This window comes from Verrucomicrobium sp. GAS474, from assembly GCF_900105685.1.
Lineage (GTDB): Bacteria > Verrucomicrobiota > Verrucomicrobiia > Methylacidiphilales > GAS474 > GAS474.
In genome coordinates, this window is the sequence record NZ_LT629781.1 from 3,517,623 (window position 1) to 3,536,001 (window position 18,379).

Here is an 18,379-nt window from a genome sequence, read left to right on the forward strand (position 1 = left end):
GCTTCATCGACCTGATGGACACCTCGCACGATAACGAAAAGCTCTTCCGGAACTCCGCCCTGTATCAGGAATTCCTCGCCGAACGCGAAGAAATCCTCAAGCACAAGTGGTTGGAGAGTGAAAAGGCCGGTCAGGACGTCGGCTTTGAAAAAGCCCTCCTCGACTGGATCGTCAACCACCGCGCCACCTGGCGCGAACACCGCCACGGCGTCCTCCAGCGCCGCAGCGACGGCTCCCGCATCGGCGTTTCCTAACGCCTGGAGAGGGCAGCCCCTCTTCCCTCCGGCCTCCTCCGGGCCTCTTTAACTTCAAAATAACCGGCTCTTGCCTTATTTTGTTATTTAAAATACTAAATCCATAGACTAAATATAAATAAATTCCCTCATGCAAGACCAGCTCCTCTCCTTCTTCTCCCTCGATTCCGTCACCACCACCCGGAGCGAACAGGAGCGGACCTCCTCCGGCTTCCTCTATCCCCTCCCCGTCCCGGCTTCCCCTATCGGGCGCGCTCCCACCGAGGAGGAGGATCGCTTCCGCCTCGCCGCCCTCGGCTCCCGCACCGGCATCTGGGATTGGGACCTCGTCACCGGCAACGCCTACTTTTCCCCCATCTACGGGGAACTCCTCGGCTACCCGCAGGACGATCCCGCCCCCGACTCCCGGATCGCCGACTTCGAGGCCCGCCTCCATCCCGACGAGCGGGAGCGGATCCGCGACATCCACATTGCCCACCTCGAAAACCGCGCCCCCTACGATTTCGAGTTCCGCATCCGCACGCGAAGCGGGACCTACCAGTGGTACCGCAACCGGGGCCGCGCCTTCCACGACACCGCGGGCCGCCCCGTCCGGATGCTGGGGACGATCCACGAGATCAACGCCCGCCGCCGCGTCCTCGAGGAGCTGACGCAGCGCGAGCGGAAATTCCGCTCCGTCATCGAGACCGCCGCCAGCGTCATCATCGGAATCAACCTCGACTACACGATCTTCGAGTGGAACACCGAGGCCGAGCACGTCATCGGCGTGAAGCGCGAGGCCGCCCTCGGCCAGAGCTACCTCTCCCTCGCCGTCCCCGCCGAGCTCCGGGAGGAGATCACCCGCCGCATCGCCGCCGCCTTCCACGGCCATCCCATCCGGAACTACGAGATCCCCGTCACCCCCGCCCCGGCGGCCGGGGCCACCAGCGGGAACGTCGCCACCCCGATCCTCCTCTGGAACATCTCGCGCCTCCTCGACGCCCACGACCTCCCCTCGGGGGCGATCCTCGTCGGCCTCGACATCACGGAGCGGAAGCGGGCCGAGCAGGAGCTCCACCAGAGCCGCCGCCTGAAGGCCGTCGGCGAGCTCGCGGCGGGCGTCGCCCACGAGTTCAACAACATCCTCACCCCGATGCTCCTCCACGTGGAGAACGTCACCGCCCAGCTCGGCGACCGCCCCGGCCTCCAGGACGACCTCGCCGCCGTCGACCGGGCCATCCACTCCGCCGCGAACCTCGTCAGCCGCATCATGCAGATGAGCAAGCCGGGGAACGAGAAGCTCGAGCTCCTCCGCCTCTCCGACATCGCCGGGGAGACCCTCCAGTTCATCCACCGCACCCTCGATCGCCGCATCCGGATCGAGACCGCCTTCGATCCCGACCTCCCCCCCGCCCTCTACAACCGGGGCAGCCTCTCCCAGGCCCTCATCAACCTGATCCTCAACGCCAAGGACGCCCTGGTCGATAAGTTGGACAAGGCGTCCGAGGGCGGCGATCCCGCCTGGGTCCCCACCATCGTCGTCGGCACCCGCGCCCTGATCGCCCAGCCTCCGGCGACCGCCACCGCCTCCGGGAAGCCGGAGCCCTTCCAGCAGCTCTACGTCACCGACAACGGCACCGGCATGTCGACCGAGACCCGCCAATGGGTCTTCCAGCCCTTCTTCACCACGAAGGGGCCGCGCAAGGGGACCGGCCTCGGCCTCGCCGCCGTCTGGAGCTTCGTCGAGGCCGTCGGCGGCTTCATCGACCTCGAGAGCCGGCTCGGCCACGGCACCACCTTCCGCCTGAACCTCCCCCGCCGGACCCAGTCCGAAGAGCCCGCCGGGAAAAAGCCCCCCGGCAAGGCCCAGCCCGCCGCCCCCGCCAACCCCGCCCTCGGCCGCCAGATCCTCTATGCCGAGGACGACGACTTCGTCGCCGGGGCCATCGGCGCCTTCCTCCTCCGCCAGGGATTCGTCGTCTCCCGCCAAGCCGACGGCCTCGCCGCCCTCCGCGCCTACGAGGCCGAGCCCCGGCGCTGGGACCTCGTCCTCACCGACCTCAACATGCCGAACCTTTCCGGCCTCGACCTCATCCGCGAGCTCCGCCGCGCGCCCCGAGATTACCGGGGCAAGATCGTCGTCTTCAGCGGCATGATCTCCGAGGAAGCCCAGCAGCAGCTCGAGGAACTCGGCGTCGCCGCCATCCTCTCCAAGCCCCTCCTCCCCCAGGCCCTCCGGGACAAGCTGTGGGAAATCCTGACGCCCGCGGAGGATGCCTGGGATATTTGACGCGCCCCGTTTTTTGACATCGCCCGCTCCTGCATTACTTTTGGGCATGAAATGGGCATTCCTCGCATTGGGCGTCGTGGGCTACATCCTCTACCGCAAGCTCGACCAGCAATTGCAGCTCCAGCGCCAATTCGTCCGCGACAGGTCCCGCCTCCCCCTTCCCTGACCGCGGGCCCCCGCTAACGCTTGCAGTCCCCTGCCGGATCGGGTAGTTCCATGAGACTCTCTTTATCCCATGGAAACCCGGCCCCTCCTCGACGGCGCGCAGATCGCCGCCCTGATTGAACGCCTCGCCTCCGAGGTCGCCGCTTCCGTTTCTCAGCCCCAGTCCCTCGCCCTCGTCGGCCTCCCCACGCGGGGCGTCACCCTGGCCCGCCGCCTCGCCGACCGGATCGGGGCGATCACCGGCAGCCAGATCCCCCCCGTCGGCCAGATCGACATCACCTTCCACCGGGACGACCTCAGCCAGCACCTCCCCATCCCCCACCAGACCGAGATCCCCTTCGACCCGACGGGGAAGACCGTCCTCCTCGTCGACGACGTCCTCTTCACCGGCCGGACGACCCGGGCCGCCCTCGACGCGCTGAACGACTTCGGCCGCCCCGCCGCCATCCGCCTCCTGGCGCTCGTCGACCGGGGCCACCGCCAGCTCCCGATCCAGGCCGACTTCGTCGGGGCGGCCTTCACCACCTCCCTCGCCGACCGCGTCACCGTCCACTTCACCGAAAACGACGGCCACGATTCCGTCCTGCTCCAATCCTGACGCCCATGCCCACCACCGCCCCAGCCCAAGCCTGGAAACGCAAAGACCTCCTCGCGATCCGCGACCTCGAATCGTGGGAGATCGAGCTCATCCTCTCGACCGCCGCCGCCTTCAAGGAAGTGCTGGGCCGGCAGATCAAGAAAGTCCCCTCCCTTCGGGGCAAGACCGTCATCAACCTCTTCGTCGAGCCGAGCACCCGCACCCGCGCCTCCTTCGAGCTCGCCGCCAGCCGCCTCAGCGCCGACGTCCTCTCCCTCGACAGCGACCGCAGCTCCTTCACCAAGGGCGAGACCCTGAAGGACACCGCCCTCAACCTCCAGGCCATGGGGACCAACCTGGTCATCCTCCGCCACTCCGCCGCCGGGGCCGCCCAGTTCCTCGCGGAGCGCCTCGAGGCGGGCGTCATCAACGCCGGGGACGGCGCCCACGAGCACCCCACCCAGGGCCTCCTCGACCTCTTCACCATCCGCCAGCACTTCCCCGACCTGAAGGGGAAGAAAGTCGCCATCATCGGGGACATCCTCTTCAGCCGCGTCGCCCGCTCGAACATCTGGGCCCTGCTGAAATCGGGCGCCGAGGTCACCCTCGTCGGCCCCACCACCCTCCTCCCCCTCGTCTTCTCCCAGTTCGGCGTCGCGGGAAACCGGGTGAAGCTCAGCCACTCGATCGACGACGTCCTCGCCGAGAGCCACGTCCTCATGCTCCTCCGCATCCAGCACGAGCGGCAGCAGAAGACCCTCTTCCCCTCCCTCGGCGAATACACCGCCCTCTTCGGCCTCACGGCGGATCGCTTCAAGAAATGCCGCCCCGATGTCATGATCATGCATCCCGGCCCGATCAACCGCGGCGTCGAGATCGACAGCGGCGTCGCCGACTGCGCGAACTCGGTGATCCTCGAACAGGTCTCCAACGGCATGGCCGTCCGCATGGCCATCCTCTATCTCCTCTCCGGCGGCCAAGGCCCGCAGGGAGTCTCCGCCTAGCCTAATTTCACGACGCGCCCTGCATGAGCATCCAAGAACGTCCCGCCCCCGGCACCCAACCCCTCGCCCTGAAACTCCAGGGCGGCCGCGTCATCGATCCGGCGTCGAAGCGCGACGCCGTCGGCGACGTCCACCTCCTCGACGGCAAGGTCGTCGATCCCGCGCTCCATCCGGACGCCGCGTGGCAGACCGTCGACGTCGCCGGGAAGATCGTCACCCCCGGCCTCATCGACGTCCACGTCCACCTCCGCGAGCCGGGCGGCTCCGCGAAGGAGACCATCCGCCACGGCAGCCGCGCCGCCGCCGCCGGGGGCTTCACCAGCATCGTCGCGATGCCGAACACCCGGCCCGCCGTCGACAGCGTCGATACCGTCGTCTGGATGCAGCAGAAGATCGCGAACGACGCCGTCGTCAACGTCTACCCCACCGGCTGCCTCTCGGTCGAAATGAAGGGCGAGCTGCTGGCCCCCATCGGCTCCCTGAAGAAGGCGGGCGTCGTCGCCATCACCGACGACGGCCACTGCATCCAGAACAACGAGCTGATGCGCCGCGCCCTCGAATACGCGAAGATGTTCGACCTCCCCGTCCTCGACCATTGCCAGGACTACGCCCTCACCGCCGGGGCCGTCATGAACGAGGGCTACTGGAGCACCGTCCTCGGCCTCCGGGGCTGGCCCGCCATCGCCGAGGAGATCATCGTCGGCCGGAACGCCATGCTCTCCGAGCTGACCGGGACCACCATCCTCTGCCAGCACCTCTCCAGCATCGGCTCCGTCCGCATCCTCCGGGAGGCGAAGCAGCGCGGCATCCGGATCCACGGCGAGGCGATGCCCCACCACCTCCTCCTCACCGACGAGACCTGCCAGGGCTACGACACCAACTACAAGATGAACCCCCCGCTCCGCACCGAGGCCGACCGCCAGGCCCTCCTCGAGGCGGTCGCCGACGGGACCATCGAGGTCCTCGCGAGCGATCACGCCCCCCACACGAGGCACGAGAAGGAGGTCGAGTTCGACCGCGCCCCCTTCGGCATCATCGGCCTCGAGACCGAGCTCCCCGTCTTCATCAAGGCCCTCATCGAGCCGAAGGTCATCGATTGGCCGACGATGATCTCCCGCCTCACCATCGAGCCCGCCCGGATCCTCCGCCTCGACAAATTGAACAAGGGAACCCTCGCCTTCGGGGCCGACGCCGACGTCACCGTCATCGACCCCTCCCTGGAGTGGGTCGTCGACGCGGAGCAGTTCGAGTCCCGCTCCCGGAACTGCCCGTTCGACAAAATGCCCTTGCGTGGCCGCGCGGTACTCACCATTGTTAACGGACACATCATCTGGAAACTGTAATGCCCACTCCCTCCCCCCGCCCCGCACTCCTGGCCCTCGAAGACGGACTCGTCTTTCGCGGACAAGCCTTCGGCGCACCCGCCACCCGGGTCGGCGAGGTCTGTTTCAACACCTCGATGACCGGCTACCAGGAGATCCTCACCGATCCCTCCTACGCGGGCCAGATCATCACAATGACCTACCCCGAGATCGGGAACTACGGCGTCAACCCCCTCGACGTCGAGTCGGACAAGGCCCAGGTCTCCGGCTTCGCCGTCCGCCGCCTCTCCCCCCGGGCCAGCAGCTGGCGCTCGAACCAGGACCTCTCCAGCTACCTCTCCGAATACGGCATCCCCGGCATCTCCGGCATCGACACCCGTGCCCTCACGAAGCACCTCCGCACGAAGGGCGCCCTCCGGGGCGTCCTGACCACCGAGGACGTCTCCGAGAAGGAAGCGATCGCCCAGGCCAACGCCTGGCGCTACGAGGACCAGGACTTCGTCGAGCTCACCTCGACCAAGAAAACCTACGAGTGGGACGTTGACGGCTCCCGGAGCCGGAAATGGACCCTCGTCCAGGGCACCCGCCCCGAAGGAGCCCGCCCCCTCACCGGCGAAGACTACTTCGCCCCCCTGCCCCCCGTCCGCCACCGGATCGTCGCCTACGACTTCGGCATCAAGTACAACATCCTCCGCCGCCTCCGGCAGCACGGCTTCGCCGTCACCGTCGTCCCCGCCCGGACCCCCGCCGAGGAAGTCCTCGCCATGAAGCCGGCCGGCGTCTTCCTCTCCAACGGCCCCGGCGACCCCTCGAAGCTCACCTACGCCCACGAGACGGCCCGGAAGCTCGTGGCGTCGAAGATCCCCGTCTTCGGCATCTGCCTCGGCCACCAGATCCTCGGCTACGCCCTCGGCGGCAAGACCTTCAAGCTGAAGTTCGGCCACCGCGGCGGCAACCAGCCCGTCCAGGAAGTCGGCGGCGAGAACACCGGCCGGGTCAGCATCACCTCCCAGAACCACGGCTTCGCCGTCGACGCCGATTCCCTCCCCACGGAGACCGTCGCGATCAGCCAGATCAACCTGAACGACCGGACCTGCGAGGGCCTCACCCACCGGAAGCTCCCCGTCTTCTCCGTCCAGTATCACCCGGAGGCCTCCCCCGGCCCCCACGAGACCACCCGCTTCTTCGACGACTTCGCCACCGCGATCGAAACCGGAAAAGTCCCCGGCGTCTCCTAAAACCGCTCCCGCAGCCTCATCCAAAGAATAACGGTACCCTCCTATGCCTCGTTTCATCGGCCAGAATAGCGATTTTGCGAATCAGGTTTTTGACCTCGCCGGTCAGAAGATCACCGTCGGCCGGACTCCCGACAACGCCCTCCACCTCCCCGACAACAGCATCTCCAGCCACCACGCCGAGCTGAACCTCGAAGCCGGGGACTACATCGTCACCGATCTCGAGTCGACCAACGGGAGCCGGGTGAACGGAGAAAAAATCCAGACCTCCCCCCTCCGCCAGGGCGACACCGTCCGCTTCGGCAACGTCGATCTCCTCTACGAGTCGGAGAACTCCCCCGCCGAGACCCCCCTCCCCGAACTGCGGATCGGCATCCCCCTCGACCAGTCGGTCTCCCGGGGCCGCCCCTCCCACTTCTCCGGCACCACCGCCGCAACCCGCTCCAAATCAAAGGAAAGCGGCCCCTGGCCCCTCATCCTCGGGGCGGTCGGCCTCCTCGCCCTCGGCGCCGTCGGCTACGCCCTCTTCGTCCTCTTCACGACGAAGTAATCCCGGGCTTCCCCCTGTTCCCCGGTCGCTGGGAGGGCGATTCGACCCCCTCCGTTTACTTCATTTAAATGAAGTAAGCTGACTTGACACGGTACCGAAACGTGGCAGATTCAACCCTTATCGTACAGGGTCGTTGTACTGAGTGTACTTACTCAAGGAAACTCACGCAGCGAATAGGACGAACTTAAAAAAGGTCACATCATGAAAAGCATCAACCTGACACACGCCATCGCCCGCCGGCCCTTCTTCGAGGACAAGCCGAAGCGCGTCGGCCTCTTCACGACGCTCGTGCTTTCGAACGCCTTCTGGATCGCCGTCTCGGCGACCCTCCTCCTCACCGTCATCTCGATGAGCAAGGTCGGCAAGTCGTTCGCCGCCTCCTACTGGGAGCAGCACCAGCGGATGGCCGAGATCGAAGACGCCAAGGCCCAGGCCATCGCCGAGCGCGACCTCAAGATCGCCAACCTCCTCAGCGTCCAGAACAGCTCGACCGCCGATATCCTCACGATGGCGAAGACGCTGAACTCGGTCTTCGAGACTGCCCAGAATTCGGCCCAGGAACGCTTCCTCGAAGCGGCCCTCCCCGAGGCCCTACGCATCCAGATCACCGAGGGGATCCCCGCCTCCGCCGTCATGGCCCAGGCGATCCTCGAAAGCCGCTACGGCCAGAGCAGCCTCGCCACGAAGGGAAACAACTTCTTCGGCATCAAGGCCTTCGACACCTGGAAGGGCCCCCGCCAGAAGAACGTCCCCACCCTCGACGACGGCAGCATCCCGACCATCGCCGACTTCCGCGCCTACGCGAACCTCGCCGAAGGGTTCTCCGGCTATGCCGCCTTCCTCCGGGAAACCGGCCGCTACGACAACGCCTTCAACAAGAAGACCGGGCTCGAATTCATCAGCACCGTCCTCCGCGACGGCTACTGCGGCGACCCCCACTACGTCGAGATGGTCCGCACCATCATCAACCGCCACAACCTCGACAAGCTCGACACCATGTACTCCTCGCAGGTCGCCAAGGCCAACGCGGCGATCACGGCGAAGAACTCGCGCTCGTAAGCTTAAGCGTCGTACGAAAAAAACCGGCTCCCGAAAGGGAGGCCGGTTTTTTTGCGTCTTGGGATTAGGATTGGAGCACCAACCTTCGGAACGCTTCCCCCCGTTCCTCGAAATTCTTGTACTGGTGATAGCTCGACGCCGCCGGGGACAGGAGGCAGAGGCTCCCCGCCTTCCCCTCCCGCTTCGCCACCGCCACCGCCTCTTCCAGCGTCCCGACCGCGGCGATTTGAAAACGACATTCCCCCGCCCGCAGCTGGGCCGCCAGGATCGCCCCGGTCTCCGGCATCACGATCAGCCAGCGGAGCCGCGACCGGCGCAGCGCCTCGGTCAATCCCTTGTAGGAAACCCCCCGGTCCATCCCCCCGGCAATGAGGATATCGGTCTCGGGCAACGCCTCGAGCGCCGCCAGCGTCGCCTCCGGCACGGTCGAGATCGAGTCATTGTAATACCGGATTCCCCCCACGATCCCCACCGGCTCCAGCCGGTGCGGCAGGGCCAGGAAGGTGTCGAGGGCCTTCTGCACCGTCGCCGGATCGAGGCCGGGAAGAAGGAGCTTCGCCGCCATCCAGGCGGCCATCGCATTCAGCCGGTTATGATTGCCTGGCAGCTGGGCGTTCCCGGCCAGCGAGAACGGGAACTCCCTCTCCGCATCGAACGGGTGGCGGACCACCCCAGGCGGAAGCGCCACCTCGGCCAGGCCCTGCCCCAGACGGGGATCGTCAGCCCGGTAAATCAGGTGGCCCCCCGGCTTCAGCGCCCGGGCCAGATTCGCCTTCGCGCTCCGGTAGGCCGCGAAGGTACCGTGATAATTGAGATGCTCCTCATAGAGATTGAGCCAGAGGGCGACGTGAGGGCCGTGCCGGATATTTTCCAGCTGATAGGAGGAGAGCTCCGCCACCGTGATCGAATCGGGCCCCAGCTCCTCGATCAGCTCCCAGAGCGGAATCCCGATATTCCCCCCCAGCCGGACGTCGGCCCCGGCGGCGGCCAACAGATGCCGCAGCAGATGGGAGGTCGTGCTCTTCCCCTTCGTCCCCGTCACCCCGGCCACCCGGCCCGGCGCGAAGCGGAGGAAAAGATCGGCCTGCCCCGCGATGCGGTAAGCGGCGTCGGGCGGGAGGCCGAGGCTGGCCGTCGGGATCCCCGGGCTCTTCAAGACGAGATCGAACGCGGTCAACCGCCCCGGCACCGCCTCCTGGGAAAGGAACGAAAGGAGCGGATCGGCCTTCAGCTCTTCCTGGATCGGCGCGATCTTCGCATCGGCGATCGTCAGCCGCTTTCCCGGAAAGTGCTTCCTCAAAAAGCGATAACTCGACCGCCCCTCCCGGCCAAAACCCCAGAGAAGGATCTCCTTCCCCGCCAAAAAATCGATGAGACCGGAAACCATGATGTTACGTCAGGAGGGGAAGAAGATGGGCCGGAACCCCATTTCGGTCATTAAAAAAGCGTAACACACCGGCGGCCTCTTCGGCGGAAGGGAGTTTCTCCCCATGGCCGGAAGCAAAATCACGGACCAGCACCGGGGCCTCCCCCTTTTCCAACGCCAACGCCAACGCCGCCCGGACCTCCCCCACCTCCCCGACGCACTCGAACGGCTTCGTCGCCGCCACCCCGGTCAATTCGTCGAAAATGGGCTGCAACGAGGCCTCCTCCAGCGGGGGGAACCCGCCGAAGACCGCGCTCCGTTCCGCCCGCCCCACGAAGGGGGCGAGGAGGATGTCGACAAAGAGGCACTTCGGACACTTCCCGCACCAGCGATCGTCCCGGCTCCCCACATTGCAGCTGCGGAAGACCCCCAGCGCCCCCGGGATGCGGGCGAAGCGCTCCGCGATCCGCAGCTCGTTCCACGGGCGCAAGAGGCTGAAATAGGAAATCCCCGGCGCGATCCGGCCCAGCTCGGCGGCGAAGCGGCGCTCGAACTCCCACCCCTTCGAGAACTGGTGATTCACCTCGGTCCCCGGCACCGTCGGCTCGCTCGCGCTCGACTCGTTCGAGAGCGCGATATAGCGCCTCCCGTGGAGCGCCGCCGTCAGCGCCGTCACGTAGCCGAGCATCGCCGAGAACGGCGTATGCCCGTTCAGATAGCCCTGCCGGTTCAGCTCCAGCAGCTCCGGCGCGATCGCCCGCCGCCCCTGGATCACCTGCGCCTCGCCGTAGCCCATCAGCCGCACGCTCTCCGCCTGCGCCCGCGTCCGCCCGAGGAGGAAACAGCTCACCTCATCGCGATGGCCGCGCAGGAGGTCGAGCGTCACGAGGGAATCTTTCCCCCCGCCGATCGGGACCAGGATCCCCTTCCCCCCGGAAGCCGGGAGCAACGGCCAATCGGGCGCGGCGGCGTCCTGCTCCAGCGTCAGGAACGTGTCGATCTCGGCCCCGATCTTGTTCAGATAGAAAAATTCCCCGAGGCCGTGGAACCAGACCCACCGCCACCACGCCGCTTCCTCCGCGCCGAGCTTCCCCGCCCGCAACACCACGCGGGGCGGGCAGGCCGCCTTCCAATAGCTGATCAGCTCGACGAGCCCGATGCGGAAGACCAAAGCCTTCAGCGCCCCGGACGGGACGCCCCCTCCCTCCGTCGGCAACGGGATCGAAAGCGCAGGCCGGAACGTCGGCCCCTCCTCCAGCGAGAACTCGAAATGGCAGACCAGATTCCCCTCCCGCTCCTCGGCGGTGAAGCCCTCGTAGGTCAGCGACGGATGGCGCTCCCGGAGGGCGCGATAACGTTCCTCGCTCATCTCGAATGCCACGGCTGCTTCCGCGTCGCCGGGGAGATCGCCGTCTTCGCGTCCCACGTGCACATCCCGTCGGCCTCATAGATCCCCCGCCCCACCGCCACCACCTTGATGTAGTCGAAGCGGCGGAACCCGGGCCGGTCGACGAAGACGGCGATCACCCGGTCGAGGTCGGCCGTCGCCGCCTCGGGAGAGTTGCCCCAGCCATTCGGGAGGAAGAGGAAATCGGGCCGCTGCCCCTTGGGAGGCGTCGGCTCCATGATCCGGGCCTTCGCCAGGGCCGCATCCTCCTCCGCGCGGGCAGGGAGAGCCCCTCCCGCCGCCAGGAGAAACAACAGAAAGAAAAGGCGAAGCATGGCTTTCTCCATTTAAAACTTCATTTCAGCGGGGGAAAGGCCCATTTTTATCCCCGTGACGAATTTCCGCCTCCTGCTCCTCCTGCCGCTCCTCCTCCTCCCCCTCGCCTCCTGCAAAAAGAACGAGGCCGCCACCTCGGCCCAGGCCCCGGCCAAGAAAGCCGTCCACACCCTCGACGACCTCCCCCGCCACACCTACCCCCTCGACGGCAAGGCCGTCTCCCTCTTCGACTCGGCCCCCAAGGCCAACGCCCTCGCCGACGCCGTCCAGAAGGACATCGAGGCCGACCTCGCCACCTACGACGTCGAGGACACCACCACCCTGAAGAAACTCAAGGGGACCCTCCTCGCCATCGCCATCCTGAAGGACGACACCGAGACCGCCCTCCGCCTCATCCGCGAGATCCGCGACCTCGAGACCAAGCCCTCCGCCAAGCTCGTCACCGGCCTCGTCTCCGAGACCCGCCTCACCGTCGGCCAAGTCTCCTCCTACTCCCAGATGGGGCCGAATTTCTCCCTCTCCGCCGCCTTCCGCGAGGCCCTCGCCGCGAAGGTCGCCGCGATGCCCTGGAACGTCGTCCAGGCCGAGGTGAAGGACCTCAAGGGAAGCTTCGAGATCCGGAGCGAGAACCTCATCCGGGGCGTCGTCGAGAGCGAGATCGAGCCCGCCGTCGCGAAGACCCACACCCTCAGCGCCGACACCGCCGCCCGCCTCCTCTCCCTCCGCGCCTTCCTCCTCTACTCCCTCCCGCTGAAGGCCGACGTCGTCGCCGTCCTCAGCGACGCCGTCGCGAAGCATCAGACGAAGAAGCCCGACATCTGGGCCGCCCGCAACCTCGACCTCTCCCGGGAAAAGAACCTCGTCCCCGTCCCCGTCGGCATCTGGGACTCCGGCGTCGACCTCCCCCTCTACAAGGGCAACGTCGAGACCGGCGGCGACAACGCGCCCGCCGTCATCGCCTTCGACCTCCACTCCAACCTCGTCACCGGCCCCCTCTTCCCCATCGCCCCCGCCGACCAGAAGCGCCTCCCCGAGATGAAGAACCAGATCAAGGGCTTCCTCGACCTCCGCGCCGCCGTCGACAGCCCCGAGGCCACCGAGGTGAAGAAAAAGACCTCCTCCATCCCCCAGGACCAGGTGAAGCCCTACCTCGAGGACCTCGAGCTCTTCGGCAACTACGCCCACGGCACCCACGTCGCCGGGATCGCCGTCGCCGGGAACCCCGCCGCCCGCCTCGTCGTGGGCCGCATCACCTTCGACTACCACATGATCCCCGAGGTCCCCACCGTCGAGCAGGCCGTGAAGGACGTCGAATCGTACAAGCAGACCGTCGCCTTCTTCCGCGCCCGGCGCGTCCGCGTCGTCAACATGAGCTGGGGCGGCGACCTCCGCAGCATCGAGGACGCCCTGGAGGCGAACGGCGTCGGCAAGGACGCCGCCGACCGCGCCAAGACCGCCCGGAAAATCTTCGACATCGGCCGGGACGGCCTCCTCGACGCCCTCCGCAGCGCCCCCGACATCCTCTTCGTCACCGCCGCCGGGAACTCCGACAACGACGTCGCCTTCGACGAAGTCATCCCCTCCTCCTTCATCCTGCCGAACCTCATCACCGTCGGCGCCGTCGACCAGGCGGGCGACGAGACCTCCTTCACCAGCTTCGGCAAGAACGTCTCCGTCTACGCCGACGGCTTCGAGGTGAAGAGCAAGATCCCCGGCGGCACCGTCATGCCCTTCTCCGGCACCTCCATGGCCTCCCCCAATGTCGCCAACCTGGCGGCGAAACTCTTCGCCCTCGATCCCGCCCTCAGCCCCCTCGACGCCGCCGCCCTGATCCGGGACGGGGCCGATCCCTCCCCCTCCGATTCCCGCATCCTCCTCATGAACCCGGCCCGATCTTTTGCATTGCTCAAGGCCCGGCATCAAAAATAGGATGCGCCAGCCCAAGCCCTCCCCCATGCCGTCCTTCCCGAAGTTCCTTTCCTTCCTGCCGGCCGTCCTCCTGGCCGCCCTCGTCTTGGCGCCCGGCCTCGCCCCCGCCTTCACCACCGTCGTCGTCGATCCCGGCCACGGCGGCCAGGACCGCGGCGGCATCCCCGGCCAGCGGATCGCCGAGAAAACCATGACCCTCGACGTCGGCCTCCGGCTCGAGAAACTCCTCGAAGCCGCCGGCTACACCGTCGTCATGACCCGTACCGACGACACCTTCATCCCCCTCCCCGACCGCTGCACCATCTCCAACCGCGCCCGGGACGCCATCTTCGTCAGCATCCACTTCGACGCCTACCGCGCCAGCCACGCCGACGGCGTCACCACCATCTACTACAGCGGCGGCGGCAGCCGCACCCTCGCCTCCTCCGTCCACCGCTGCCTCGTCCGCCGCCTGAAGCCCGATACCGACCGCGGCGTCCAGTCCCACTGCCTCTTCGTCCTCCACCACAACCGCTGGCCCTGCATCCTTGTCGAGGGCGGCTATTTGACAAGTCCCGCCGAAGGGAAGAAAATATTGGACCCCGCCTACCGCCAGCAGATCGCCCAGGCCATCGCCGACGGCATCGCCAACTACGGCAAAGACGAGTAGCGGGCCGCCGCCTCCCCCCTTTTTATGAGCCGCCCCCGCCATTCTCTCCCCGAAGCGCGGGTCACCCCCGAAGCCCTCTTCCTCGGACGCCGGAAATTCCTCAAAGGCCTCGGCCTCGGCCTGGGGGCCTACTCCCTCTCCTCCGGCCTCCTGCGGGCCGCCGATGCCGAGGCCCCCGGCAAGCCGCCCTACGCCCCAAAGCCCAATCCGGCCTTCCCCGCCCTCGCCGACCGCCGCCTCACCCCGGCCAACATCGCCGGGAGCTACAACAACTTCTACGAATTCACCACCGACAAAAGCCGCGTCGGCCGCCTCGCCGCCGGTTTCCCCACCAACCCCTGGACCATCCGGGTCGGCGGCCTCGTCGAGAAACCGTTCGAGATCGGCATCGAAGACCTCATGGCGAAGTTCCCCGCCGAGGAGCGGATCTACCGCATGCGCTGCGTCGAGGGCTGGTCGATGGTCGTCCCGTGGGACGGCTTCCCCTTCGCGAAATTCGTCGACTACTGCAAGCCCCTCTCCGGGGCCAAGCACCTCCGCTTCCTCTCCTTCAACGATCCCGCCCACGCCCCCGGCCAGCGGGACAACAGCTTCCCCTGGCCCTACTACGAAGGCCTCCGGATCGACGAAGCCCGGAACGACCTCACCCTCGGCGTCACCGGCGTCTACGGGAAACCCCTCCCCATGCAGCACGGCGCCCCCTTCCGCCTCGTCGTCCCGTGGAAATACGGCTACAAGAGCCCCAAGTCGATCGTCTCCATCGAATTCATCGCCCAGCAGCCCCCCACCTTCTGGAACGACCTCGCCCCCGACGAATACAGCTACCTCTCCAACGTCGATCCCCGCGTCCCCCACCCCCGCTGGTCCCAGGAAACCGAGCGCGACATCGGCAACGGCGACGAACGCATCCCCACCCTCCCCTACAACGGCTACGCCGCCCAGGTCGCCGCCCTCTACAAAAGCTAGAGCCTCCGCTCTCACAGAATGAAGCTCCTCCGCCGCCTCCATCTCTATCTCGGCGTCTTCTTCGCCCCCCTCCTCATCCTCTTCACCGTCACCGGTTGGTGGCAGACCGTCAGCCCCAACCGGAACAAAGGTCTCGGCTTCGGCCAAAGCTGGATCGAGAAACTCTCCACCATCCACATCGACCAATACTACCCCCTCTCCGGCCCCCACACCTACGCCACCCACGCCTTCAAATGGCTCGTCGTCGCTATGTCGATCGGCCTCCTCCTCTCCCTCCTCCTCGGCCTCATCCTCGCCTTCAAGGGCAGCCCCCGGAAAAAATCGGTCATCGCCGCCCTCCTCGCCGGCATCCTCGTCCCCATCGTCCTCCTCTGGATCGGCGAAAAAGCCCGCCCCCATCGCCTCCCCTCCCCGGCCCTCCAGCCCCTTTCCGCCGTCGAGGCGGAACCGGCCCGCTAAAGGAAAAGCGAGCCGCCTCTCCTCACCCCTCCCGGCCATGGCGCAGCCATCCAAGCCCAGGCACCTCCCCCTTGCCTTCTACCGGAACCCCGACCCCGTCGCCGCCGCCCGCTCCCTCCTCGGAAAACGCCTCGTCGCCCAAGCCCCCGACGGCACCCGCACCGCCGGAATCATCGTCGAAACCGAGGCCTACGGCGGGGCCGAAGACAAAGCCTGCCACGGCTTCGCCCACCGCCGCACCGCGCGGACCGAGCCCCTCTTCGCCCCCGGCGGCATCGCCTACGTCTACCTCTGCTACGGCCTCCACTCGATGCTCAACGTCGTCACCGGCCCCGCCGACTCCCCCATGGCCACCCTCCTTCGGGGCCTCCGCATCACCGAAGGAAAAGAAACCGTCGCCCGCCGCCGCCCCGGCATCCCCGAAGCCCGCTGGGCCGACGGCCCCGGAAAAATCGCCACCGCCCTCGCCCTCACCCGGGCCGACAACCGCCTCCCCCTCACCGGCCCCCGCGCCCAACGCCTCTCGATCGAGGAAACTGGCCTTCGCCCCCGGCACATCGTCGCCGGCCCCCGCATCGGCATCGATTACGCCGGTCCCGAATGGGCCGGGAAACCGTGGCGCTTTCTCTGGAAGCCCGAAGACGACGGCGTTATATTGGAGGCATGAGTTCCGAAGCCGCCCACGCCGAGCTGAAAGCCGCCCTCGAAGCCTTCTTCGCCGACGTCGCCCGCCAAAAGAGCGTCACCCCCCCGCCCCCCCTCCTCCCCCACTTCGAAATCATCGACCGCTGGCAGGCAAAAAACACAGCTCACACCTCCCCCCAGCTCCGCCACTTCCTCCAAAACAAAAGCTACCAAAAAGCCCTCCACCACCTCGAAGGCAAGCCGGTAGAAGGGCATTAGACAGACTGCCTAGCATCCCTCCCCCATAGAGCCGTCTCCCAATAGGAGTCAGGGCCTATTGGCCACGTCTCTCCCTATCGCTCGTACCCTCGGGCGTACTGGAACCATCCGATTTTAATCCAGTTCGGAGACGAGGCGCAGGGGGAAACGCGTCCGCCTAGTTGAGGCCCTCAGAACAGGAGGTCACGGAGGGGCAGAATGCCGTCGCGGTAGCGACACTCGTTCCTCAGGGGAAACTAACTGGCATGGCCGGGAGGCAAGCCCCTCTGTGGCGTTAAAGCGGATCGCCTCCAGCTGTACAGGGTTGACCGCGCAAGTCCCGAAGGGCACTCCCCAATCCGCGATCCCTTTCCCCCACACGTCCCTTTCCCATGGATGCTGCTTCCAAGCGTCAGTCTTTCATGGATGCCAGGGGAGCCATGCAGCCCTTCGGGACAGACCGGCGGCCACCCCGTGTCCCCTCCATGACCACCGCACTTTAAAGCTTCTGAGGGTTGCACCCTCAGACTCCGCTCTGAGAGGCCTGAGAGAGAGGACGCGCGTCCGTTCGCGGAGTCCTTCGGAGAGATATCGTCCGCTGCTTCCCCAAGCGTCCGAGGTTACGTACTGAAGGGGTAGCGGTACCAATACCCCTAGACTCCTATTGGGAGAGGAAGCGTATGGAAGAGCCACGCTGGGGCGGATCAAACCATTTCGGCCGCCCTCCCCATTGCGCCCCAAAAACAACGCTTCTCCCCTGCAAATCCATCCGGAGAGACACATCGGAATCCCCCCATCCCCATCAAAACAAAAAACCCCGATCCTTTCGGATCGGGGTTTTTTGAGAGAATCTCAGCGTCGCTTAGCGAGCCGCGGGAGCGCCACCCTGGGGCGCGTTCACCCGGATCTGGAACTCGTCGACAATCTTCTTCGCATTCGCATCGGTCGCCGAGAGATCGACCACGCCGCGAACCAGCGCGTCGAGGGTCTTCGCCGTCTGCTGCGCCTCGGCCAGCTGCTTCTTCACGTCGTCGCGAAGCAGCACTTCCTTGTTCTTCGTCAGCGTCGAGCGGGCGTCGAGGATCTTCACAAACTGCACCATGTTCGTCCCGAGCAGTGTCAGGACGAGGATCGCAACGGGAACCTGCCAACCGAACCAATCCAGCCAAGCGGGGGTGTCGTTGGAACTCGGGGACTCAAAATTCTGGCTCATAGAAATACCTTAGAATGGGGATGAAAATTACTTCGCGGGCGTCGGATTCACCGTGATCTGGAGGCTGGTGAGGAGCTCACGCAGCTTCGGATCGAGCGGCGCGTCCTGATTCACCCGGTTCGCCAGGCGGATCAACGCTTCACGCTTTCCCGGGGCCGTCTGCGCGATCTGCTGGACGGCGCCCAGCTCGTTCTGAATCTCGGCGTTCGAGCTGATCAGGACATTATTCGTGATGATGCTGATCGTGACCAGCAACGCAAACAGGGCGATGACAAAATTGACTACTTTCATGTGAGGTGGAAAAGCCTAGGAAACGACTCCCGGCTCGACAACTGTTTTTAGGTTTTTTTTAGAAATTCAGGGCAGCCTCCCGCGGTTCAAAACCAAAGTGGAGACGCCATCTGGGCAAAAAACAACCCCGACTAGTTTTCACTAGTCGGGGTTGATGAATCTGGCAACAGCCTACTCTCGCGCAGCCTATAGAAGCACTACCATCGGCGATGACGCGTTTAACTTCCGTGTTCGGGATGGGAACGGGTGGGGCCACGTCTCAAAGCCACCAGAGTGCTGGCATCCGGGTTTGTGCTGAGTAAAGTGCGCGTTTCAGCGCCCGACACTCAGTTGTAACCGGATCGATTTTGACACCGACCGGAGGTCGAAGCCAGAATCTCTGGTGACATACTGAAAACCAGTATTCAAAAATTTTCAAAAGAACAATCGTTCTCTGAAAACTACAGGCAAAGCAGAAAAAATCCAA

General features: G+C 65.9%; 19 protein-coding genes and 1 rRNA gene. 14 read left to right on the forward strand and 6 right to left on the reverse strand.

Annotated elements, in window-relative coordinates:
• Window positions 1-14 precede the first annotated feature (14 nt).
• From BLU04_RS14955 to BLU04_RS14990, 8 genes are all read left to right on the forward strand, one after another.
• Window positions 15-254, forward strand: coding sequence for a DUF4032 domain-containing protein (locus BLU04_RS14955; protein WP_093287812.1), 240 nt, complete (start codon window positions 15-17; stop codon window positions 252-254).
• Between the two features lie 130 nt (window positions 255-384).
• Window positions 385-2,523 carry a hybrid sensor histidine kinase/response regulator gene (locus BLU04_RS14960; RefSeq protein ID WP_093287815.1) on the forward strand — a complete coding sequence of 713 codons (2,139 nt, stop codon included), beginning with the start codon at window positions 385-387 and terminating at the stop codon, window positions 2,521-2,523.
• A 235-nt stretch (window positions 2,524-2,758) separates the two neighbouring features.
• Window positions 2,759-3,286 carry a bifunctional pyr operon transcriptional regulator/uracil phosphoribosyltransferase PyrR gene (gene pyrR / locus BLU04_RS14965; RefSeq protein WP_093287817.1) on the forward strand — a complete coding sequence of 176 codons (528 nt, stop codon included), beginning with the start codon at window positions 2,759-2,761 and terminating at the stop codon, window positions 3,284-3,286.
• A 5-nt stretch (window positions 3,287-3,291) separates the two neighbouring features.
• Window positions 3,292-4,269: an aspartate carbamoyltransferase catalytic subunit gene (locus BLU04_RS14970; protein ID WP_093287820.1), complete on the forward strand. Its 978-nt coding sequence runs from the start codon at window positions 3,292-3,294 to the stop codon at window positions 4,267-4,269.
• A 23-nt stretch (window positions 4,270-4,292) separates the two neighbouring features.
• A complete protein-coding gene (locus BLU04_RS14975; RefSeq protein WP_093287823.1) occupies window positions 4,293-5,612 on the forward strand; it encodes a dihydroorotase in 1,320 nt (439 codons plus the stop codon).
• Window positions 5,612-6,829 carry a glutamine-hydrolyzing carbamoyl-phosphate synthase small subunit gene (carA, locus tag BLU04_RS14980; protein ID WP_093287825.1) on the forward strand — a complete coding sequence of 406 codons (1,218 nt, stop codon included), beginning with the start codon at window positions 5,612-5,614 and terminating at the stop codon, window positions 6,827-6,829. The genes BLU04_RS14975 and carA overlap by 1 nt, the downstream gene beginning before the upstream one ends.
• A 43-nt stretch (window positions 6,830-6,872) precedes the next feature.
• Window positions 6,873-7,376, forward strand: coding sequence for an FHA domain-containing protein (locus BLU04_RS14985; RefSeq protein WP_093287828.1), 504 nt, complete (start codon window positions 6,873-6,875; stop codon window positions 7,374-7,376).
• Between the two features lie 201 nt (window positions 7,377-7,577).
• Window positions 7,578-8,435, forward strand: a complete 858-nt coding sequence (locus tag BLU04_RS14990; RefSeq protein ID WP_093287831.1) for a glucosaminidase domain-containing protein — start codon at window positions 7,578-7,580, stop codon at window positions 8,433-8,435.
• Window positions 8,436-8,499: 64 nt separating this feature from the next.
• Here BLU04_RS14990 and murD read toward each other — a convergent pair whose 3' ends face one another.
• From murD to BLU04_RS15005, 3 genes are read right to left on the reverse strand one after another with little or no spacing between them, the layout of a single operon-like run.
• On the reverse strand, window positions 8,500-9,822 hold the full coding sequence (gene murD / locus BLU04_RS14995) for a UDP-N-acetylmuramoyl-L-alanine--D-glutamate ligase (RefSeq protein WP_093287834.1): 1,323 nt from the start codon (window positions 9,820-9,822) through the stop codon (window positions 8,500-8,502).
• Window positions 9,823-9,826: 4 nt separating this feature from the next.
• Window positions 9,827-11,227 carry a hypothetical protein gene (locus tag BLU04_RS15000; protein ID WP_162274697.1) on the reverse strand — a complete coding sequence of 467 codons (1,401 nt, stop codon included), beginning with the start codon at window positions 11,225-11,227 and terminating at the stop codon, window positions 9,827-9,829.
• Window positions 11,167-11,523: a hypothetical protein gene (locus BLU04_RS15005; protein WP_157895391.1), complete on the reverse strand. Its 357-nt coding sequence runs from the start codon at window positions 11,521-11,523 to the stop codon at window positions 11,167-11,169. The genes BLU04_RS15000 and BLU04_RS15005 overlap by 61 nt, the downstream gene beginning before the upstream one ends.
• 55 nt (window positions 11,524-11,578) lie before the next feature.
• Here BLU04_RS15005 and BLU04_RS15010 point away from each other — a divergent pair, with 55 nt between their 5' ends.
• The 6 genes from BLU04_RS15010 to BLU04_RS15035 are packed head-to-tail and all read left to right on the forward strand — an operon-like array spanning window position 11,579 to window position 16,430.
• The gene (locus BLU04_RS15010; protein ID WP_093287842.1) at window positions 11,579-13,453 is read left to right on the forward strand and encodes a S8 family serine peptidase; all 1,875 of its coding nucleotides are present in this window, start codon (window positions 11,579-11,581) and stop codon (window positions 13,451-13,453) included.
• 1 nt (window position 13,454) lies between these two features.
• On the forward strand, window positions 13,455-14,102 hold the full coding sequence (locus BLU04_RS15015; protein ID WP_093287844.1) for an N-acetylmuramoyl-L-alanine amidase: 648 nt from the start codon (window positions 13,455-13,457) through the stop codon (window positions 14,100-14,102).
• A 24-nt stretch (window positions 14,103-14,126) separates the two neighbouring features.
• Window positions 14,127-15,068 (forward strand): protein-methionine-sulfoxide reductase catalytic subunit MsrP, encoded by a 942-nt coding sequence (gene msrP / locus BLU04_RS15020; protein ID WP_093287846.1) that lies wholly within the window; start codon window positions 14,127-14,129, stop codon window positions 15,066-15,068.
• Window positions 15,069-15,086: 18 nt separating this feature from the next.
• A complete protein-coding gene (locus BLU04_RS15025; RefSeq protein WP_093287849.1) occupies window positions 15,087-15,527 on the forward strand; it encodes a hypothetical protein in 441 nt (146 codons plus the stop codon).
• Window positions 15,528-15,564: 37 nt separating this feature from the next.
• Window positions 15,565-16,194, forward strand: coding sequence for a DNA-3-methyladenine glycosylase (locus BLU04_RS15030; protein ID WP_093287852.1), 630 nt, complete (start codon window positions 15,565-15,567; stop codon window positions 16,192-16,194).
• The gene (locus BLU04_RS15035; RefSeq protein ID WP_093287855.1) at window positions 16,191-16,430 is read left to right on the forward strand and encodes a hypothetical protein; all 240 of its coding nucleotides are present in this window, start codon (window positions 16,191-16,193) and stop codon (window positions 16,428-16,430) included. Before BLU04_RS15030 ends, BLU04_RS15035 begins: the two co-directional genes overlap by 4 nt.
• An 841-nt stretch (window positions 16,431-17,271) precedes the next feature.
• On the opposite strand, the gene BLU04_RS15040 is transcribed toward BLU04_RS15035, so the two are convergent.
• The 3 genes from BLU04_RS15040 to rrf all read right to left on the reverse strand — a co-directional run bounded on the left by BLU04_RS15040 (window position 17,272) and on the right by rrf (window position 18,186).
• Window positions 17,272-17,622 (reverse strand): hypothetical protein, encoded by a 351-nt coding sequence (locus BLU04_RS15040; RefSeq protein WP_093287857.1) that lies wholly within the window; start codon window positions 17,620-17,622, stop codon window positions 17,272-17,274.
• A 27-nt stretch (window positions 17,623-17,649) separates the two neighbouring features.
• Window positions 17,650-17,913 carry a hypothetical protein gene (locus tag BLU04_RS15045; protein WP_157895392.1) on the reverse strand — a complete coding sequence of 88 codons (264 nt, stop codon included), beginning with the start codon at window positions 17,911-17,913 and terminating at the stop codon, window positions 17,650-17,652.
• A 158-nt stretch (window positions 17,914-18,071) separates the two neighbouring features.
• A 5S ribosomal RNA gene (gene rrf, locus BLU04_RS15050) occupies window positions 18,072-18,186 on the reverse strand.
• Window positions 18,187-18,379 lie beyond the last annotated feature (193 nt).